At 68.9% G+C, this 18,374-nt stretch carries 17 protein-coding genes and 3 pseudogenes; 11 read left to right on the top strand and 9 right to left on the bottom strand.

What is annotated here, in order from left to right:
* Nucleotides 1–10: 10 nt before the first annotated feature.
* The gene (locus ACZ39I_RS02780) at nt 11–1,030 is read right to left on the bottom strand and encodes a LacI family DNA-binding transcriptional regulator (RefSeq protein WP_467242110.1); all 1,020 of its coding nucleotides are present in this window, start codon (nt 1,028–1,030) and stop codon (nt 11–13) included.
* Nucleotides 1,031–1,452: 422 nt separating this feature from the next.
* Here ACZ39I_RS02780 and ACZ39I_RS02775 point away from each other — a divergent pair, with 422 nt between their 5' ends.
* From ACZ39I_RS02775 to ACZ39I_RS02740, 8 genes and pseudogenes are all read left to right on the top strand, one after another.
* On the top strand, nt 1,453–2,613 hold the full coding sequence (locus tag ACZ39I_RS02775; RefSeq protein WP_467242108.1) for a mandelate racemase/muconate lactonizing enzyme family protein: 1,161 nt from the start codon (nt 1,453–1,455) through the stop codon (nt 2,611–2,613).
* Nucleotides 2,610–3,614, top strand: coding sequence for a zinc-dependent alcohol dehydrogenase (locus tag ACZ39I_RS02770; protein WP_467242107.1), 1,005 nt, complete (start codon nt 2,610–2,612; stop codon nt 3,612–3,614). The genes ACZ39I_RS02775 and ACZ39I_RS02770 overlap by 4 nt, the downstream gene beginning before the upstream one ends.
* A 121-nt stretch (nt 3,615–3,735) precedes the next feature.
* Entirely contained in the window at nt 3,736–4,704 is a 969-nt protein-coding gene (locus ACZ39I_RS02765) for a hypothetical protein (RefSeq protein ID WP_467242106.1), read from the top strand.
* A gap of 152 nt (nt 4,705–4,856) precedes the next feature.
* Nucleotides 4,857–5,963, top strand: coding sequence for a multiple monosaccharide ABC transporter substrate-binding protein (gene chvE / locus ACZ39I_RS02760; protein ID WP_467242104.1), 1,107 nt, complete (start codon nt 4,857–4,859; stop codon nt 5,961–5,963).
* A gap of 41 nt (nt 5,964–6,004) precedes the next feature.
* Complete coding sequence (gene mmsA, locus ACZ39I_RS02755; protein ID WP_451474589.1) at nt 6,005–7,555, top strand: multiple monosaccharide ABC transporter ATP-binding protein; 1,551 nt, start codon at nt 6,005–6,007, stop codon at nt 7,553–7,555.
* The gene (gene mmsB, locus ACZ39I_RS02750; RefSeq protein WP_467242100.1) at nt 7,552–8,796 is read left to right on the top strand and encodes a multiple monosaccharide ABC transporter permease; all 1,245 of its coding nucleotides are present in this window, start codon (nt 7,552–7,554) and stop codon (nt 8,794–8,796) included. The genes mmsA and mmsB overlap by 4 nt, the downstream gene beginning before the upstream one ends.
* 58 nt (nt 8,797–8,854) lie before the next feature.
* A pseudogene (locus ACZ39I_RS02745) lies at nt 8,855–9,910 on the top strand (aldose epimerase family protein); the annotation flags it as partial.
* Nucleotides 9,911–10,085: 175 nt separating this feature from the next.
* Nucleotides 10,086–11,753 (top strand): pyridoxal phosphate-dependent aminotransferase, encoded by a 1,668-nt coding sequence (locus ACZ39I_RS02740; RefSeq protein WP_467242097.1) that lies wholly within the window; start codon nt 10,086–10,088, stop codon nt 11,751–11,753.
* 24 nt (nt 11,754–11,777) lie between these two features.
* Here ACZ39I_RS02740 and ACZ39I_RS02735 read toward each other — a convergent pair whose 3' ends face one another.
* From ACZ39I_RS02735 to ACZ39I_RS02705, 7 genes and pseudogenes are all read right to left on the bottom strand, one after another.
* Nucleotides 11,778–12,734, bottom strand: a complete 957-nt coding sequence (locus tag ACZ39I_RS02735) for an arabinan endo-1,5-alpha-L-arabinosidase (RefSeq protein ID WP_403667041.1) — start codon at nt 12,732–12,734, stop codon at nt 11,778–11,780.
* A gap of 118 nt (nt 12,735–12,852) precedes the next feature.
* Nucleotides 12,853–13,080: pseudogene (locus ACZ39I_RS02730) on the bottom strand (DUF3500 domain-containing protein); the annotation flags it as partial.
* Nucleotides 13,081–13,137: 57 nt separating this feature from the next.
* Nucleotides 13,138–13,668: an SUKH-4 family immunity protein gene (locus ACZ39I_RS02725; protein ID WP_467242094.1), complete on the bottom strand. Its 531-nt coding sequence runs from the start codon at nt 13,666–13,668 to the stop codon at nt 13,138–13,140.
* Between the two features lie 68 nt (nt 13,669–13,736).
* A complete protein-coding gene (locus tag ACZ39I_RS02720) occupies nt 13,737–14,258 on the bottom strand; it encodes a hypothetical protein (protein ID WP_467242093.1) in 522 nt (173 codons plus the stop codon).
* Nucleotides 14,255–14,383 carry a hypothetical protein gene (locus tag ACZ39I_RS02715; protein WP_467242092.1) on the bottom strand — a complete coding sequence of 43 codons (129 nt, stop codon included), beginning with the start codon at nt 14,381–14,383 and terminating at the stop codon, nt 14,255–14,257. Before ACZ39I_RS02715 ends, ACZ39I_RS02720 begins: the two co-directional genes overlap by 4 nt.
* Nucleotides 14,384–14,429: 46 nt before the next feature.
* Nucleotides 14,430–14,774, bottom strand: a complete 345-nt coding sequence (locus ACZ39I_RS02710; protein WP_393599551.1) for a DUF1330 domain-containing protein — start codon at nt 14,772–14,774, stop codon at nt 14,430–14,432.
* 103 nt (nt 14,775–14,877) lie between these two features.
* Nucleotides 14,878–15,828, bottom strand: coding sequence for a helix-turn-helix domain-containing protein (locus tag ACZ39I_RS02705; RefSeq protein ID WP_467242088.1), 951 nt, complete (start codon nt 15,826–15,828; stop codon nt 14,878–14,880).
* A gap of 155 nt (nt 15,829–15,983) precedes the next feature.
* Between ACZ39I_RS02705 and ACZ39I_RS02700 the strand changes: the two genes are divergently transcribed.
* Both ACZ39I_RS02700 and ACZ39I_RS02695 read left to right on the top strand, forming a co-directional pair.
* The gene (locus ACZ39I_RS02700) at nt 15,984–16,829 is read left to right on the top strand and encodes an SDR family oxidoreductase (protein WP_467242086.1); all 846 of its coding nucleotides are present in this window, start codon (nt 15,984–15,986) and stop codon (nt 16,827–16,829) included.
* A 20-nt stretch (nt 16,830–16,849) separates the two neighbouring features.
* Nucleotides 16,850–16,942: pseudogene (locus ACZ39I_RS02695) on the top strand (nitroreductase/quinone reductase family protein); the annotation flags it as partial.
* 179 nt (nt 16,943–17,121) lie between these two features.
* On the opposite strand, the gene ACZ39I_RS02690 reads toward ACZ39I_RS02695, so the two are convergent.
* On the bottom strand, nt 17,122–17,427 hold the full coding sequence (locus ACZ39I_RS02690; RefSeq protein WP_020116160.1) for a hypothetical protein: 306 nt from the start codon (nt 17,425–17,427) through the stop codon (nt 17,122–17,124).
* Nucleotides 17,428–17,585: 158 nt separating this feature from the next.
* On the opposite strand from ACZ39I_RS02690, the gene ACZ39I_RS02685 reads away from it, so the two are divergent.
* Entirely contained in the window at nt 17,586–18,356 is a 771-nt protein-coding gene (locus ACZ39I_RS02685; RefSeq protein ID WP_467242083.1) for an intradiol ring-cleavage dioxygenase, read from the top strand.
* Nucleotides 18,357–18,374: the final 18 nt, after the last annotated feature.

The following is an 18,374-nucleotide window of genomic DNA, read 5'->3' as shown; positions in this document are numbered from 1 at the left end:
TGGTGCCGCGTCAGTCGGGGGCCGTGCTGGCCCGGACGACGAGTTGGGGTTCGATGACGACTCCGGGCGCCCCGGAGGGTGCCCGGCCCTCGATGAGATCCAGCAGCAGGGCGATGCTCCGCTTGCCCACCGTCGCGAAGTCCTGCCGGACGGTGGTGAGCGGTGGAGCGAAGAACTCCGATTCCGGGATGTCGTCGAAGCCGACCACCGCGACGTCCTGGGGAGTGCGTACGCCCGCCTCACGCAGCGCCCGCAACACCCCCAGTGCCATCTGGTCGTTGGCGACGAAGACGGCGGTCAGTCCGCGGCCCACCCAGCCGGCCAGTTGCTGGCCCGCACGATAGCCCGACAGCGGACTCCAGTCTCCCCGCAGCGGCAGCGGCGGCTCGATGCCCGCCGCTTCGAGGGTCGCCCGCCAGCCGGCGGCCCGGTCGGCCGCCTCCTGCCAGGCCTCGGGTCCGGCGAGATGCCAAACCGTGCGGTGGCCGGCGGCCAGCAGATGACGAGTGGCCAGCCGCCCGCCCAGCAACTGATCCACGTTGACACTGGGGATCTCCGCGCCGGAGCCGGTCCCCACGGTCACCACCGGGAAGGGACGGCGGAGTTCGGCGAGGGCCTCGACCGCCGACCGCTGTGGAGCGAGGGCGATCACCCCCTCCACCCCGCCCTCGCTGAGGTGGTCCAGGGCCTCGGAGAGAGTCTCCACCGCAAGCTTGCGAAGACTGACCGTCGAGACCGTGTACCCCGCGGCGCGCGCCGCCTCCTCCAGCGCGAACAGCGTGCTGGCCGGTCCGTAGAGGGTGGTGTTGGAGGCGACCACTCCCAGAGTCCGGGTGCGCCGGGTCACCAGGGCCCGTGCCGAGGAGTTGCGGCGGTAGCCCATCTCCTCGATCGCCTGCTGCACCCTGGCACGCGTCTCGTCCCGCACATTGGGGTGATTCCCCAGGACACGAGAGACGGTCTGGTGGGACACCCCGGCCAGGCGGGCCACATCGGCCATGGTGGGCGGTCGGAGCTGTAGGTGGTTCACGGCCGCACCTCCTTGGCGATCGCTTGTGGGCAGGTCCTGTGTCGTGGCCGGACGACTCCGCGCCGACCGGGTCACTCCGGGGGTTCCGGACAACCTCGTGCCTCCTTGGATGCCGGCGGGCACCGATCGGTGTGTGCGGAGGTCATTGTGAGCGCTAACAATTCCCGCCGGTCAAGAGGGCTGCAGCGGGAAGTGTCGTCACGGTTGAATAACGCCACAACCTGCAGGAGTCGAGGAGCTGGGTGGTTTCGTGCGGCCGTACACCCGCCATGTGCGGGCATGTGGGCGGTCACATTCAAACCGTTACGCGTTCGCCCATCCGACCCATTGACACTCCGACCACGTCGTCTTTACGGTCGTGTCAGCATTTCGAACGTGAGCCGAAATTTCGAACAGCTTGAAACGCCTAGGGAGCAGTTGACGTGCGCATCACGGGAATCAGCACGCACGTGGTCGGGACGCCATGGCGGAACCTGACCTACGTCCAGGTGCACACCGACGAGGGACTCACCGGCGTCGGCGAGACCCGCATGCTGGGCCACACCGACGCCCTGCTCGGCTATCTGCACGAGGCGAAGACCAACCACATTCTCGGCTCGGACCCGTTCGCTGTCGAGGACCTCGTCAAGCGTATGAAGTACGGCGACTACGGCCGGGCCGGCGAGATCGTGATGTCCGGTATCGCCGTGATCGAAATGGCCTGCTGGGACATCAAGGGCAAGGCCCTGGGCGTTCCGGTCTGGCAGCTGCTCGGCGGCAAGGTCACCGACAAGGTCAAGGCGTACGCCAACGGCTGGTACACCACCGAGCGGACCCCGGAGGCCTACCACAAGGCCGCCCAGGGGGTCATGGAGCGCGGCTACAAGGCGCTCAAGATCGACCCCTTCGGCACCGGGCACTTCGAGCTCGACCACGAACAGAGCCTGTACGCCGTCTCGCTCATCGAGGCCGTCCGTGACGCCATCGGGCCGGACGCCGAGCTGATGCTGGAGATGCACGGCCGCTTCTCCCCCGCCACGGCGATCCGCCTGGCCAAGGACCTCGCGCCCTTCAAGCCCGCCTGGCTCGAGGAGCCGGTGCCGCCGGAGAACCTGAAGGCGCTGGAGAAGGTCGCCGCCAAGGTGGACATGCCGGTCGCCACGGGTGAGCGGATCCATGACCGCATCGAGTTCCGCGAGCTCTTCGAAAGCCAGGCCGTGGACATCATCCAGCCCGACGTCGGCCACATCGGCGGCATCTGGGAGACCCGGAAGCTGGCCGCGACCGCCGAGACCCACTACGTGCTGGTGGCGCCCCACAACGTGGGCGGGCCGGTGCTGACCGCCGCCTCCCTCCAGGTCGGCTTCACCGCGCCGAACTTCAAGATCCTGGAGCACTTCAACGACTTCGCCGACGCGGAGATCAAGAAGGTCGTCAAGGGTGCCCCGCAGGTCGTGGACGGCTACTTCCACCTCTCCGACGCCCCCGGCCTCGGGGTCGAGCTGGACGTCGACGCCGCCGCAGAGTTCCCGCAGCAGCAGGCCCGGTTCGACCTGTGGGCCGAGGGCTGGGAGCGGCGCAAGCCCTTGGGCGCCGCCGAGTGAACCTCGCGGTCGTCATCGAGGCGCCCGGTGAGCACCACCTCGTCGAGCACACTCCTCGGGAGCCCGCCGCCGGCGAGGCGCTGGTCCGCGTCCACGCCGTCGGCATCTGCGGCAGCGACCGTGAGGTGTACCAGGGCAACCGGCCCGAGGGATACGTCCGCTACCCGCTCACGCCCGGTCACGAGTGGTCCGGCACGGTCGAGGCGGTGGGCGCCAGAGTTCCGACGTCGCTCGTCGGCCGCAAGGTGGTGGGTGAGGGCTTCCGGAACTGCCAGGTGTGCGACCGCTGCCACGCGGGCCAGACCACTCTGTGCGTGGCCGGCTACGAGGAGACGGGCTTCACCGAGCCCGGCGCCATGGCCACCACGCTCACCCTGCCGGCCCGGCTGCTGCACGCCCTCCCGGACGCCGCCGACCTGACGGCGGCCGCGCTCCTGGAACCCGCGGCCTGCATCGCCGCCGCCACCCTCAAGGCGAACGCGCGGCCCGGCGACCGGGTCGCCGTGGTGGGTACCGGGACGCTCGGGATGTTCGCCGTCCAGTTCCTGAAGGCGGGTTCGCCGTCGGAGCTGCTGATGGTGGGCGCCCGCCCGGACCGGGCGGAGCTCTCGAGGTCCTTCGGTGCCACCGACTTCCGCACCCGGGACCAGGAGCTGCCGGACGACTTCGACGTCGTCATCGAGACCGCAGGATCCGCGTCCGCCGCCACCACCGCCGCCGCGCTGCTCAGGCGCGGTGGCCGGCTCGTCCTCACCGGCCTCCCGGCCCCGGGCGCCGACGGACTCGACCCCACCGATCTCGTCGTACGGCAGCTGGAGGTGCACACCGTGTTCGGGGCGCCGCCGGACGCCTGGGCGCACACGGTGCGGGTCTTCGGGGCCGGGTTGCTCGATCCGCTGCCGCTCGTCACGCACGAGTTGCCGTTGGAGGAGTTCACTCATGCCATCGAGTTGGTCGGGTCCGGCGACCCGAAGGTCGGAAAGGTCCTCCTCCGGCCATGACACCCCGCTGAGCCGTACGCCGGTACGAGGTACCTGACGACTTCGTACCGGCGTACATCCAAAGCCTTGCGTACCGAGAGCCGCGAATGTCGTCCGAAATACCGAACCTGAAGGACAGCTTGTGACCGAGACCACCGCCAGCGCGGCCCGACGACCCGGCGAGCAGGCACTCGCCGCGCTGGGCCTGGGCGCGCCCGCTCTCGCCCCCTCCGACGCGTCCCCGCACACCTTCCCCGGGGGCGGGCGCTGGCGTACCGAGGTGCCCTCCGTGGAGGGCCCCGAGGCGCTCGGCGTGGTCCTCAAGGAGTCCTCGCGGCTCGATGTCCCGATCCACCGGATCAGCCAGGGGTCGGGCGTATGGATGCTCACCGACGCCGAGATCACCGAGATGGTGGAGGCGACCGCCGAGCGTGACATCGAGCTGTGCCTGTTCACCGGCCCCCGCGGCACCTGGGACATCGGCGGCTCCGCCCGCACCGACTCCCGGGGGGGCGGGTTGCGCGCCCGGGGCCACGACGCGGTCGCCGGGTGCGTCGAGGACGCCGTCCGCGCCACCGAGCTCGGTGTGCAGTGCCTGCTCGTCGCCGACGAGGGTGTGCTGTGGACGCTGCACCGGGCGCGGGGCGCCGGGATCATCCCGGCCGACACGACGCTGAAGGTGTCGGCGCTGATCGGGCCGGTGAACCCGGCCGCGTACGCCGTCTACGAGAACCTCGGCGGCGACTCGATCAACGTGCCCAGCGATCTGACGCTCGATCACCTCACCGAGATCCGGCGGGTGTCGGCCGCCCCGATGGACATGTACATCGAGGCTCCCGACGATCTCGGCGGCTATGTACGGATGTACGAGGTCGCCGAGCTGATCCGGCGCGGCGCACCGATCTATCTGAAGTTCGGCCTGTCGAAGGCCCCGGGGATCTACCCGTACGGGCACCACATGCGCGATGTCACACTGTCCACCGCCAAGGAGAGAGTGCGGCGCGGACGGCTCGCCCTGGACCTGCTCGCACGGCACGGGGCGGACGGCGACATGGCTCCGCTCGGCTCCCGGCTGCCGGGCGCCCTGAAGCGGTTCGAAACGCCTGCATAACGTTCCGGACAACTCCCCTTCACAAAACCCGACGCAGTCGCACAGACTCCGACACGACCCGACCTCTCCCGGTCGCTCCCCCGCACCACCCCCAGCACCCTCACCGTCGGACCGCACCCGGCCTCCCGACATCAAGATCAAGGATGATGATCATGCGTACTCGTCGAGCCGCACTCACCGCCATAGCCGGCGCCGCCTCTCTCGCCCTCACCCTCACCGCCTGTGGCCAGGACAGCAAGGGCGGCAGCGAGGAGAGCACGGGCAGCGCCAAGGGCGGCACCATCGGCATCGCGATGCCGACCAAGTCCTCCGAGCGCTGGATCGCCGACGGCAACAACGTCGTCAAGAACCTCCAGTCCAAGGGCTACAAGACCAAGCTGGTCTACGGCGAGGACGACCCCGACCAGCAGGTCTCCCAGATCGAGAACCTGATCACCCAGGGCGTCAAGGGCCTGATCGTCGCAGCCATCGACAACAAGTCGCTGAACAACGTGCTCCAGCAGGCCAAGGACGCCAAGATCCCGGTCATCGCCTACGACCGCCTGATCCTCGGCACGCCGAACGTCGACTACTACGCGTCGTTCGACAACACCAAGGTCGGTGAGCTCCAGGCCAGCTACATCGTCGACAAGCTCGGCCTGAAGAGCGGCAAGGGCCCCTTCAACATCGAGCTGTTCGCCGGCTCCAACGACGACAACAACACCAAGTACTTCTTCGGCGGCGCGATGAGCGTGCTGCAGCCGTACATCGACAGCAAGAAGCTCGTCGTCAAGTCCGGCCAGACCAAGATCAACCAGGTCACCACGCTGCGCTGGGACGGCGCCACCGCCCAGAAGCGCATGGAGGACATCCTCACCTCGACGTACGGCAGCGGAAAGGTCGACGCGGTCCTGTCGCCGTACGACGGCATCTCCATCGGCATCCTCGCCGCGCTGAAGTCGGACGGCTACGGCTCCGCCAGCAAGCCGCTCCCGGTCATCACCGGCCAGGACGCCGAGCTCGCCTCGGTGAAGTCGATCATCGCGGGCCAGCAGACGCAGACCGTCTACAAGGACACCCGCAAGCTCGCCGAGGTCGCCTCGACCATGGTGGACGACGTCCTCAACGGCAAGAAGCCCGAGGTCAACGACACCAAGACGTACGACAACGGCTCCAAGGTCATCCCCGCCTACCTGCTGCAGCCGGTCAGCGTCGACAAGAGCAACTACACGAAGGAACTGGTCGACACCGGCTACTACAAGGCCAGCGAGCTCAACTAGTCAGCTCTGTCGGCACATTCCTCTGATTGAAAGGCACGACCATGGCGGGACCCGTCCTGGAAATGCGCTCGATCGTCAAGACCTTTCCCGGCGTCAAAGCGCTGTCGGACGTCACACTGACCGTCCGTCAGGGCGAGGTCCATGCCATCTGCGGTGAGAACGGCGCCGGGAAGTCCACCTTGATGAAGGTGCTCTCCGGCGTCCATCCGCACGGCACGTACGAGGGCGACATCCTCTTCGAGGGAGACGTCGTCCAGTTCAAGGACATCCGGGCGAGCGAGCAGCACGGCATCGTGATCATCCACCAGGAACTGGCCCTGGTGCCGTTCCTGTCGATCGCGGAGAACATCTTCCTCGGCAACGAACACGCCTCCGGCGGGTTCATCAACTGGAACGAGACGCTGAAGCACGCCACCGAGCTGCTGCGCCGGGTGGGTCTGAGCGACCACCCGGAGACCCGGATCACCGACATCGGTGTGGGCAAGCAGCAGCTGGTGGAGATCGCCAAGGCGCTCTCGAAGAAGGTGAAGCTGCTCATCCTCGACGAGCCGACCGCGGCTCTCAACGACGAGGACAGCGGCAAACTCCTGGATCTCATCCTGGAGTTGAAGAAGCAGGGCATCACCTCGATCATCATTTCCCACAAGCTCAACGAGATCCGCAAGGTCGCCGACTCGGTGACGATCATCCGCGACGGGAAGTCGATCGAGACCCTCGACGTGAAGGCCCCGGAGACCACCGAGGACCGGATCATCTCGGGCATGGTCGGCCGCGACCTCGACCACCGCTTCCCCGAGCGCACGCCCTACCAGGGCGAGGCGGACGCGGCCCCGGCACTGGAGATCCGCGACTGGACCGTCCACCACCCGATCGACCAGCAGCGCAAGGTCGTCGACGACGTGTCGATCCATGTGCGGCGCGGGGAGATCGTCGGTATCGCGGGCCTGATGGGCGCGGGGCGTACCGAGCTCGCCATGAGCGTGTTCGGGCGGACCTACGGCCGGTACGCGGGCGGCAAGGTCTTCAAGGACGGCAAGGAGATCCGTACGAAGTCCGTCGCGGAGGCGGTCGAGCACGGCATCGCCTACGTCACCGAGGACCGCAAGCACTACGGCCTCAACCTCATCGACAACATCAACCGCAACATCTCGCTGACCGCCCTGAACAAGGTCGCCAAGCACGGTGTGGTCGACGAGCACGAGGAGCGGAAGGTCGCCGAGCGCTTCCGCAAATCCATGAACATCAAGGCGCCGACGGTCTTCGAGACGGTGGGCAGGCTGTCCGGCGGCAACCAGCAGAAGGTCGTCCTCAGCAAGTGGATCTTCGCGGGTCCCGAGGTGCTGATCCTGGACGAGCCCACGCGCGGTATCGACGTGGGCGCCAAGTACGAGATCTACACGGTCATCGACCAGCTGGCGGCCGAGGGCAAGGCGGTCGTCTTCATCTCCTCCGAGCTGCCGGAGCTGCTCGGGATGTGCGACCGCATCTACACCATGGCCGCCGGACGGCTCACGGGTGAGGTTCCGCGGGCCGAGGCCACGCAGGAAGTGCTGATGCGCCAGATGACGAAGGACAAAGAGGTAACGCGATGAGCACCGATGTGACGAAGGTTCCGGCCGCGGCGCCGCCGGGCAAGGGCGGGGGGTCGTCCTCCGGCGGGGGCCTGCTCCAGCTGATGCTGAACGGGCTGCGCCGCAACATGCGGCAGTACGGCATGCTGATCGCGCTCGGTCTGATCGTCGCGCTGTTCGCGGTGTGGACCGACGGCGACCTGCTGCTGCCGCGCAACGTCTCCAACCTGGTGCTCCAGAACAGCTACATCCTGATCCTCGCGATCGGCATGATGCTGGTGATCATCGCGGGGCACATCGACCTGTCGGTCGGTTCACTGACCGCCTTCGTGGGCGCGTTCGCCGCCGTACTGACGGTCCAGCACGACGTGGCCTGGCCGCTCGCGCTGGTGCTGACCCTGGTGGTGGGCGCGGTCGCGGGCTCGGTCCAGGGCTACCTGATCGCGTATCTCGGCATACCGTCGTTCATCGTCACCCTGGCGGGCATGCTGCTCTTCCGCGGTCTGACGGAGATCCTCCTGGAGGGCCAGACCCTCGGCCCGTTCCCGAACGGGCTGCAGAAGCTCGGCAACGGCTTCCTGCCGGAGGTCGGCCCGGAGACCAACTACCACAACATCACCCTGCTGCTGGGCTTCGCGCTGCTGGCCTTCGTGGTCTACCAGGAGGTCCGCGACCGCAAGCGCCAGCAGGAGTTCGCGCTGGACGTGCTGCCCAGGAACGCCTTCCTGCTCAAGCTCGTCGCGATCGCCGCGGCGGTCCTCGCGGTCACCATGCTGCTCGCCAGCTACCAGGGCGCGCCGATCATCCTGATCGTCCTCGGTGTGCTGGTGGTCGGCTACGGCTACGTCATGCGCAACGCGGTCTTCGGCCGGCACATCTACGCGATCGGCGGCAACCTGCCGGCCGCGAAGCTGTCCGGCGTCAAGGACAAGAAGGTCACCTTCCTTGTCTTCCTGAACATGGGCGTGCTCGCGGCCCTGGCGGGCCTGGTGGTCGCGGCCCGCCTCAACGCGGCCTCCCCGAAGGCGGGCCTGAGCTTCGAACTCGAGGCCATCGCCTCGTCGTTCATCGGTGGCGCGTCCATGAGCGGCGGTGTGGGTACCGTCCTCGGCGCGATCATCGGTGGTCTCGTCCTCGGTGTGCTGAACAACGGCATGAACCTCCTCAGCGTCGGCACCGACTGGCAGCAGGTCATCAAGGGCCTGGCCCTGTTGGCGGCGGTCGGCTTCGACGTGTGGAACAAGCGCAGGGTCGGTTCGTAGACCGGACCGAACGGATCGGGCCCCGCCTGAAGGCGGGGCCCTTCCCATGGGAGGAGAGGAAAGACCGGTGAAGACGCTCTTCGGCAGGCTCGCCGACGGGACCGAGGTCGACCGGTGGTCGCTGGAGAACGGCGGCACCCGGCTGAAGGTCCTGTCGTACGGCGGGATCGTGCAGTCCCTGGAGATCCCGGACCGGGACGGACGGTACGCGAACGTCTGCCTCGGCTTCGACAACATCGAGGACTACGTCACCAAGACCCCGTACTTCGGCGCGCTGATCGGGCGTTACGGCAACCGCATCGCCAAGGGGCAGTTCACCCTGGACGGCAAGAGCCACCAGCTCTCCGTCAACGACGGGGTCAACAGCCTGCACGGCGGCACCCAGGGCTTCGACAAGCGGGTGTGGGACGTCGAGCCGTTCACCGAGGGCTCGGACGTCGGCCTGCACCTGTACTGCACGTCGGTCGACGGCGAGATGGGCTACCCGGGCACCCTCGAGGTGAAGGTGACGTACACCCTCACCCGGCACGGCGACTGGCGGATCGACTACGAGGCCACCACCGACCAGGCCACCGTGGTCAACCTGACCAACCACGTGTACTGGAACCTCGGCGGCGAGGGCACCGGCACCATCGAGGACCACGAGCTGCGCATCGCCGCCTCCCGCTACACGCCCACCGACTCGGGTCTGATCCCCACCGGTGAGCCGGCGGAGGTCGCGGACACCCCCTTCGACTTCCGCGAGGGCAAGCGGATCGGCCGGGACATCCGCGCCGGTCACGAGCAGCAGGTCTTCGCCAAGGGATACGACCACAACTGGGTCCTGGACAAGGGCGTCACGGCCGAGCCCGAGCACGTGGCGACCCTGCGCGACCCGTCGTCGGGCCGCTCGCTGAAGATCTCCACCGTCGAGCCGGGTCTGCAGTTCTACTCGGGCAACTTCCTCGACGGCACCCTCACCGGCACCGGCGGTCACACCTACCGCCAGGGCGACGCGCTGTGCCTGGAGACACAGCACTTCCCGGACTCGCCGAACCACCCGTCGTTCCCCTCGACGGTGCTGCGTCCGGGCCGGACATACCGGACCACGACGATTCACTCGTTCGGCGTCTGACCTGGTGAGATGACGACTTCGGGCCCGGGGTTCCCGAACTCACACTTCTTTCACACCCGTTGAACAGCGCCACTCAGGCGTCCGTATGTAAGGGCGGCCCGTGCTCCCCCGCGCGGGCCACCCAATGACGACGGACCCGGTCGTCCCCGCCGGGTCCGCCCCATACGGAGGTTCGATGGCCGACAACGTCACCTCGTTGTTCCGCAGCACGGCTGCGCACAGCCCGTCCATGGCGGCGCTGGCGCGCGAGGGCGGCGACGGGACGGGACCGGTGGACTTCTGTATCCCCTGCAATCCCTACTTTCCCACTCCGGCGATGATGGACACCATGGCCGCGCGGCTGAAGGACATCATCACCTACTACCCGTCCAGCGCCGACACGATCACCGCCGAGCTGTGCAACCTGCTCCAACTCCCGCCGCAGGCCGTGGCGATGGGCAACGGCTCGACCGAACTGATCACCTGGATCGACCACCTGCTGGTCCGCGAGTCCCTCGCCATCCCGGTCCCCACCTTCGGCCGCTGGACCGACCAGCCGATGGAGACCGGCAAGCGGGTCGACATGTTCCCGCTCCAGGAGTCCAGCGGATTCGCCCTGGACCTCGCGCAGTACGCCGAGTTCATACGCACCCGGGGCACGCGGGTCGCGGTCATCTGCAACCCGAACAACCCCGACGGCGGCTTCCTCCACAAGCACGCGCTCGTGCAGTTCATGGACGCCATGGCCGATCTGGACCTCATCGTCATCGACGAGTCGTTCCTGGAGTTCGCGGACGCCGAGCAGGAGCCGAGCGTCGTCCAGGAGGCGATGATCCGGCCGAACGTCATCGTCCTGCGCAGCCTCGGCAAGAACTTCGGCCTGCACGGCATCCGCTTCGGCTACATGGTCGCCAACCCCTCGCTGGCGGGCCGGGTCCGCTCGATGCTGCCGAAGTGGAACCTCAACGCCTTCGCCGAGTACGTGGTGTTCATGCTCAAGGAGCACGGCGCCGAGTACGCGCAGAGCCTCCACCAGGTCCGCCGGGACCGCCTCGACATGGCGAGCCAGCTCTCCGCGCTGCCCGGCCTGACCGTCTACCCCTCCCAGGGGAACTTCCTCTTCGTGCGCCTGCCCGTGGGTGCCGAAGGCACCGTGGTCCGGGACCGGATGCTCACCGAGCACCGGATCCTCGTCCGCGAGTGCGGCAACAAGATCGGCTCTTCAAGCCGCTTCCTGCGTCTCGTGGTGCGCCCCCAGGTGGACGTGCGTCGCCTGGTGTCCGGCCTGGAACAGGTGCTCTACGGGACCAGGAGGGGAGCCGTCGTGCCCGAGCTCGCTCAAGGGACCGGCTACAGCTCGGGTACGGCGGCAGTGGACCGCTTGGTCGGCCAGACCAACGGGGCGGGCATGCAGGACCTGGCCGCGATGGCCGTCGGCGGTGGCGGGATGAGCGCAGGCGTCGGCATGCCGATGCCGGTCGCCCAGCCGATGGCGGTGGCCGCGCCGGCGCCGATGGCGCCGGCTGCGTCCATGGGCTCCATGGGCTCCATGGGCTCCATGGGCGCGGGGATGCCGATGCCGGCCCAGATGCCGGCGCCGGCACCCATGCCTGACCCAGCCCCCGCCCCCGCCCCCGCGCCGGCCCCGATGCCGACGCCTCCGCCGGCTCCGGCGCCCTTCGCACCGCCCAGCGGGCCGACTCCGGTGGGAGTGCCGGCCCGTGGTGGGCTCACGGCCGCACAGGTGCGGGGCATGACCGCCCCGGCACCCGGGGCTCCGCAGGAACTGTCCCAGGCGCCCGCCACCGGGTGGCCCAACGCCCAGAGCTGGCCGAACGCGGCGGGGATGGGCCAGACCGGCTGAGCGGCGCCCACGGGTCCGACCGGGTCAGTAGGCGACAGGCCAGCCACTGCTCCAGTTCAGCAGGTTGATGCCGAGCTTGGGTGTGCCGTTGGCGTTGCCGTCGTAGTAGTGGTAGACGATCAGGTCGCCGTCGGAGTCGTTCATGATGGACTGTCCGCCGGGGCCGATGATGCTGCCGTGGGACTCCAGGACCGCCGTGCCGCCGTTGTTCATCATCGAGACGCCGTTCTTGTCGACGTACGGCCCGGTGATGCTGGTGGCGCGGCCGACCTTGACCTTGTAGGTCGAACTGGTGCCGGCGCAGCAGGTGTCGTAGGACGCGAAGAGGTAGTAGTAGCCGTTCCGCTTGACGATGTACGGCGCCTCGACGGCCTTGGTCCCGGTCGGGCGGGAGGCGATCGAGTACCGGGTCGTGTTGGTGGAGAGCTGCTTGCCGGTGGCCGGGTTGATCTGGATCATCTTCAGGCCGGTCCACCAACTGCCGAAGGACAGCCACCACTTGCCGTCGCCGTCGACGAACAGGTTCGGGTCGATGGCGTTGTAGTCGCTGGAGGTGGTGGAGGTGTACACGGTGCCCTGGTCGCTCCAGGAGCCGGGCAGACCGGTGCTCGAAGTCGCCAGCCCTATCGCCGACTTGTTGGAGCCGAAGGTCGAGACGGCGTAGTACATCAGGTACTTGCCGCCCTGGTAGGAGATGTCGGGCGCCCAGGCCTCGGTGGCGTACGACGACCACCAGCCCGGCTTGGTGGAGAAGGCGTCGCTGCCGGCCGTGAACGCGATCCGGTCGGTGGAGGTGCGGTAGCCGAGGCCGCCGCCGGTGCCGTACAGCAGGTAACGGCCCGCCGACGTACGGATCATCGTCGGGTCGTGGATGGTGGTGGCACCGGTGACGGTTCCGGGGTTGGGGTACGCGGAGGCGGTGCCCGGGATCAGGGCCAGCAGGAAGGCCACGGGGACGGCCAGAAGTGAGGTGCGGCGCACGTCGACGCTCCTTGAGTGGGGGGAGGTGTTCGATATGGCGATCACCGATCAGAGCTTCGGACGGACCGTAGAATCGAACCCCTTGCGCGTCAATGGTTCGCGCACGCCTCGGTCGCCGTCAGTGGTCCTGCTCCAGGTGCAGCTTGAGGAGATCGATTCCGTAGTCGCCGCCGTTGGGGGTGCGGATGATGGTGTGGATGTGCTCCTGGGACGGGGTTCCGCCGCCGGGGCCTCCGGCGGCGGAGCTCGTGCTGGGGGTCGCCGAAGCGTCGCCCTTGTAGAAGGGCGGGGCCTGGGCGTCGTACTCGACGAGGACCACCGGGCTGTGCACGCGGTAGTAGAAGGCGGAGTCGTCCTCCGGCGGAGCCTGTGAGGGGCCGCCGGGGTCACGGCTCCGTGGGTCTCAGCCGACCTGTTCGAAGAACATCGACCACCAGCTGTCCGGCTGGGCGAACGCGTACGGGTCGCGGGCCTTGAGGTACTCGACGAGCTTGTCGGTGTACGGGGCGCGGTCCTGGGGCGCGGCCTGCTCCAGGTGTCTGGTGCGCAGCGCGAAGCGGTACAGGAACTCGACGAGGTCGGGGAGGGTGCGGTTCACGATCTCGGCGCGCGGCTCCGCGTCGAAGGACGTGAGGATGACGTAGCCGCGGTCCATGTCGAGGCAGTACCGCATCGCCGGGTCGTCGGTGGGGCCGCCCAGCACGAGGATGTGGGTCTCGTCGCCGCCCGCGGTCACCGGGACCACGGTGAAGGGATCGGGTCCCTCCTCGGCGGTGTCGAGGGTGAACAGCACGTCGACGAAGACGGGGACACCGGCCTCGCACAGCACCTCGGTGTCGGCCTCGGACAGTCCGCGCTCCACGGCGACGGCACGGTCCAGCGTGACCACGCGGTCCGCGCGGAACAGCTCCGTCATCTCGTCATGGGTGGCCATGCGTCTCTGCCATCCCTCCGTGAGCGTAGGGGCGGATCAGTCGGCGAGACCCGCCCGTCGCAGCAGCTTCAGCCAGTCGTCGTACTCCACCAGTTCGTCGTCGACCAGCGCGAGCCGCTTGTACGCGTCGGCAGTGGCCGGCCCCCCAGGAAGAACGTCCCGAGGCCCGGCGCGAGCTGCTCGAAGCGCTCCTCGTCGACCCAGTCCGGGCCTGCTTCCGGGGCTCCGAGGACGCCGCCGCCCGCGCGGTCGAGGAAGACCGGGGCCTCCTGGATCATCCCGACGCAGTAGAGCTTCTCGGGGGACAGCGGCAGCGGGGAGTCGACCACCGGCTCGCAGAAGAACTGGTGCTCCAACGCCTCCTCAAGGCCGAAGAGCTGCACGGACGGCCCGCAGCTCGCGCCGTCGAGCACCCGGCAGAAGTCCAGGAACTCCCGCGGCACCCCGTCCGCCTCCGCGGCGGCGGCCGTCTCCTCGTCGATCGTCCCGCCGAGCGTGAACGAGAGCACGTCCGGGCTCTGAGCCAGTGCCGTCCGCAGGGCGTCCACCGTCGCGATCAGACGGGACGACGCCGGGCTCGCGCCAGTCATCCGGCCACCACTTGATGTCGATGTCGACTCAGGGTGCGCAACGCGCGGAGCAGGCTACGGGCCCGGTCCTCGTCCTTGGCGGCACCCAGCAACTCCGCCTGGTCCACCTCACGTCCGTCCGGCACGTGCACCTCCCCCTTCCGTACGTCAGTCGCCCCAGTCTTCAACTGCTCAGGAAGCGAGCGCGTCCCGCATCGCCTTCGCGGTGACCGCCGGGTCGTAGCCGTCGGGAACGCCCTCGACGAGGATGATGTCGCCCGCGATGTGGCGCGAACGCAGCGGCGCGATCTCCTGGTACGCGGCGGAGTCCCACCAGGACCGCGCCTGCGCGATCCCGGGAAATCCGATCACCACGACATGTCCCGGCCAGCCGCCCTCCTTCACCTCGTGCTGCGTGCCGTGCACGAGGAAGCGCCCGCCGTACGGCTCGAAGGTGGCGGTGATGCGCTCGATGTACTCGGCGATCTCCGGATGCGGCGCGGCTTCCCGCAGGTGGGCTATGGCGTAGGCGGTCATGGCGTCCTCCCGGTCGGTGGGGCTCCGTACGCGGACAAGCCTGGCAGGCGGGGCCGACCGGGGTCGATTACCCGGGAAGTAAGCGGTGCGTACGGCGATCCGTTCAGTCGGGCGTCTCGGCCGGCTCGGAGCCGTCGTCCATGGCGGACCGCTCGATGTCGTCGTTGCTCGCGGCCCAGCTGGCCAGCAGGTTCAGGGCGTCCTGCGAGGGGGACGCGGGCTCGGCGGTGTAGGTGAGGAGGAACTGGCTGGGGCCGTCGCCCAGTGGAAAGGTCTCGAAGGGCAGGTCGAGGTCGCCGACGACCGGGTGGTGAAGGAGTTTCACTCCGGTGGTGTGCATCCGGACGTTGTGGGCGGCCCAGCGGCGCCGGAATTCCTCGCTGCGGGTGGACAGCTCCCCGATCAGGTCCGTGAGCCGCCGGTCGTAGAGGTCACGGCCGGCCTCGGCGCGCAGCATGGCGACGGCGTCGTTGGCGACCTCGTCCCAGTGGCGGAAGAACTCGGTCGCGTGCGGGCTGAGGAAGACGAACCGGGCGTTGTTCGGCGGCCGCAGCGGGTCGGCGTAGACCGGGGAGAACAGGGCGCGCCCGAGGTGGTTGGCGGCCAGGATGTCCCCGCGGCCGCTGAGGACGAACGCGGGTGTGCCGGCCATCGAGTCGAGGACGCGCCGCACTGTCGGCCGGACGCGCTGCTGAGCGGGCCGGCGGCGTGGTGGGCGGGTGGTGCCGGCGCCGCGCAGGAGGTCGTTCAGGTGGAGACGTTCGGCCTCGTCGAGCTGGAGTGCCTGCGCGATGCCTTCGATGACGCTCTCGGAGACACCGGTGGCGTTGCCGCGCTCCAGCCGGGTGTAGTACTCGCTGGAGATGCCCGCGAGCAGGGCGACCTCCTCGCGGCGCAGCCCGGTGACCCGTCGGCGCTCTCCGCCGTACAGGGGCAGTCCGGCCTGCTCGGGGGTGACCCTGGCGCGTCGCGTGCCGAGGAATTCCCGGATCTCCGCGCGGAAATCATCACGGATGTCGCGGTTGCTGCCTTGTGGGTCGTTTCTGCCTGCCATGGGCTTCACTCTACGAGCGCTTGCGCCGGGGTGGGGGTCCCTGTCAGTGACCCCCTCATCAGGGACTCCCACCAGCGCGTGACAGCGGGTTCTGTTGCACGCACACCCCCGCACACACCGGGCGCCGGATCGCGGCACCTGAAAGGAAACTCCGCATGAGCAAGGTCATTCTCGTCACCGGTGCCGGACGCGGCCTGGGCACGGACATCGCCCGCGAGGCCCTCGCCGCCGGCCACCAGGTCGTCGCCACCGGCCGCCGCCCCGAAGAGGTCGAGAAGGCCTTGGGCGGACCGCAGGACGACCTGCTGGTCACCAAGCTCGACGTCACCAGCCTCGAGGACGCCGAGGCCGCCGCGCAGGCCGCCGTCGACCGCTTCGGCCGCATCGACGTCCTGATCAACAACGCCGGTAACCTCTTCACCGGCTACTTCGAGGAGATCTCGCCCACGCAGATGCGCCGGCAGTTCGAGACGAACCTCTTCGGTCCGATGAACGTCACCCGCGCCGTCCTGCCTGTCATGCGGGCACAGCGCGACGGCCACGTCATCACCATCACCTCGACCGCCGGCCTGGTCGGAATGGAGTTCACCTCCGCCTACGCGGCCTCCAAGTTCGCGGAGGAGGGCTGGATGGAGTCCCTGCGCCACGACGTGGAGCCGTACAACATCCGCACCACGGTCGTGGAGCCTGGCTACTTCCGCACCGAACTCCTCGTGGACGGCTCCACCATCTGGCCCGAGCTGTCCATCGAGGACTACGCCCCGCGCACCGCCCCGCGGGTCGAGGGCATGAAGAGCATGAACGGCCGGCAGCCCGGCGACCCCGCCAAGCTCGCCCGCGCCCTGCTCAGCATCGCCGGCCAGGACAAGCCCCTGGAGCGCTTCGTCGCCGGCGCGGACGCCATCGAGGCCGCCGAGGCCAAGGCGAAGCAACTCCTCGCCCAGGCCGAGGCCTCCCGCGAACTGGGCGGCGCCCTGGACTACGACGACGCCCACGCCTGAGTCACCCGTCCTGACCAGCCCTGGGGGCCGGGAGCGGCAAGATCCGCAAGACCCCGGTGATGCGCGTGGAGCACGACGGCGTCCACGCCGTGGCCGCCTCCATGGGTGTGGGGCCTGGCCGCCCCCTGGGGTCCCAGCTGCCGCATCGACGACGTGGGTGTCCATACACGCACCCCGGCGCTCACAACCTGGGTGACCGGGATCCGCGGCACGGTGAAGCCACCGTCGGCCGGAGTCAGCAGGGCGGCGGCCCCACCGCCACCTCGGCCGCGGTGGGGCCCACACCCCCACGTCAGCCGGAGGCGACCGCCGGACCGAAGTCCGCCTCCAACCGCTCCCTCCACCCCGCCTCCGCCAGCCCCGCCCCCACCAGCACGTCCCGCCAGTCCTCCTTGGCCAGCTGGACGGCGTCCAGGAGCCGGTCCACCCGGCCCTGTCCGCACAGCAGCGTCGCGGCGGCGATCCGCTCCTTGTCCTCCTGGTCGCCCCGGTCGGTCAGGTGGTTGACCAGTTCGGTGAGGAGATCGCCGACCACCTCGCCCTCCCGGCCGGGAAAGTCCTCCGCGATGCGCCGTTCGACCCGCACGGTAAGCCCCATTTACCCTCCTTGTCGGCATACGCCCCGATACGGTACCGCGCCCACCCCGCCGACACCGCAACCCGACACCGCAAGCTGTCTCGCAAGAAACTTGACGGACCCTCACTTTGCCGAACTGACAGCCCATCAACAGAAACGGCTTCTAGGGTGCCGTGTTCATGACAGACACCCCCATGAATGAGACCCCCACGAGAGACACCATCGCCCGCCGCACCGTCCTGGTCGCCACCGGCGCGACCGCGGTGAGCCTCGCCGTGGGCGCCGCCACCTCCGACACCCAGGCGTCCCCCGACGCGGCCCCCGTGGCCGCCGCGGCCGTCTGCACCCTCACCCGGGAGATGACCGAAGGCCCCTACTACCTCGACGGCCAGTACGTCCGCTCCGACATCACCGAGGGCAAGACCGGCTTCCCGCTCAAACTCGCCCTCACCGTGGTCGACGACGACACCTGCGCCACGATCAGCAACGCCCTCGTCGAGATCTGGCACTGCGACGCACTCGGCGAGTACTCCGGCTACGTCGGCAACAACGGCCACAACGAGCCCGACAGCGGCACCTTCCTGCGCGGCGGCGTGCTCACCGACTCCAGTGGCGTCGCCCGCATCACGACGGTCTACCCCGGCTGGTACATCGGCCGCTGCGTCCACATCCACGTGAAGGTGCACGTGAACGTCACCCTCACCTCCGACGGCTCCTTCACCGGCGGCACCGAACTCCACACCGGCCAGCTCTTCTTCAACGAGACGGTCACCGCCAAGGTCGGCGCCCTCTCGCCGTACTCGGCCAACACGGTCCGCCGCACCACCCTCGCCCAGGACGGGATCTACGACGACGGCGGCGCCGCGTCCGGCCTCCTGACCCTGACCGCCCTGGGCAGCAGCCCCTCGGCCGGCTACTCCGGCACCCTGACGCTCGGCGTCGAACGCTGATCAACGCGTCGCCCGCCG

Source organism: Streptomyces sp. NPDC024687 (assembly GCF_055559055.1).
This window is presented reverse-complemented; position numbering and strand designations above follow the sequence as displayed.

What these genes read in the sequence shown, in the direction of transcription:
- chvE (WP_467242104.1), top strand. Translation starts at nt 4,857, where the DNA reads ATGCGTACTCGTCGAGCCGCACTCACCGCCATAGCCGGCGCCGCCTCT.
- mmsA (WP_451474589.1), top strand. Translation starts at nt 6,005, where the DNA reads ATGGCGGGACCCGTCCTGGAAATGCGCTCGATCGTCAAGACCTTTCCC.
- mmsB (WP_467242100.1), top strand. Translation starts at nt 7,552, where the DNA reads ATGAGCACCGATGTGACGAAGGTTCCGGCCGCGGCGCCGCCGGGCAAG.
- ACZ39I_RS02740 (WP_467242097.1), top strand. Translation starts at nt 10,086, where the DNA reads ATGGCCGACAACGTCACCTCGTTGTTCCGCAGCACGGCTGCGCACAGC.
- ACZ39I_RS02725 (WP_467242094.1), bottom strand. Translation starts at nt 13,668, where the DNA reads ATGGCCACCCATGACGAGATGACGGAGCTGTTCCGCGCGGACCGCGTG.
- ACZ39I_RS02720 (WP_467242093.1), bottom strand. Translation starts at nt 14,258, where the DNA reads ATGACTGGCGCGAGCCCGGCGTCGTCCCGTCTGATCGCGACGGTGGAC.
- ACZ39I_RS02710 (WP_393599551.1), bottom strand. Translation starts at nt 14,774, where the DNA reads ATGACCGCCTACGCCATAGCCCACCTGCGGGAAGCCGCGCCGCATCCG.
- ACZ39I_RS02705 (WP_467242088.1), bottom strand. Translation starts at nt 15,828, where the DNA reads ATGGCAGGCAGAAACGACCCACAAGGCAGCAACCGCGACATCCGTGAT.
- ACZ39I_RS02700 (WP_467242086.1), top strand. Translation starts at nt 15,984, where the DNA reads ATGAGCAAGGTCATTCTCGTCACCGGTGCCGGACGCGGCCTGGGCACG.
- ACZ39I_RS02690 (WP_020116160.1), bottom strand. Translation starts at nt 17,427, where the DNA reads ATGGGGCTTACCGTGCGGGTCGAACGGCGCATCGCGGAGGACTTTCCC.
- ACZ39I_RS02685 (WP_467242083.1), top strand. Translation starts at nt 17,586, where the DNA reads ATGACAGACACCCCCATGAATGAGACCCCCACGAGAGACACCATCGCC.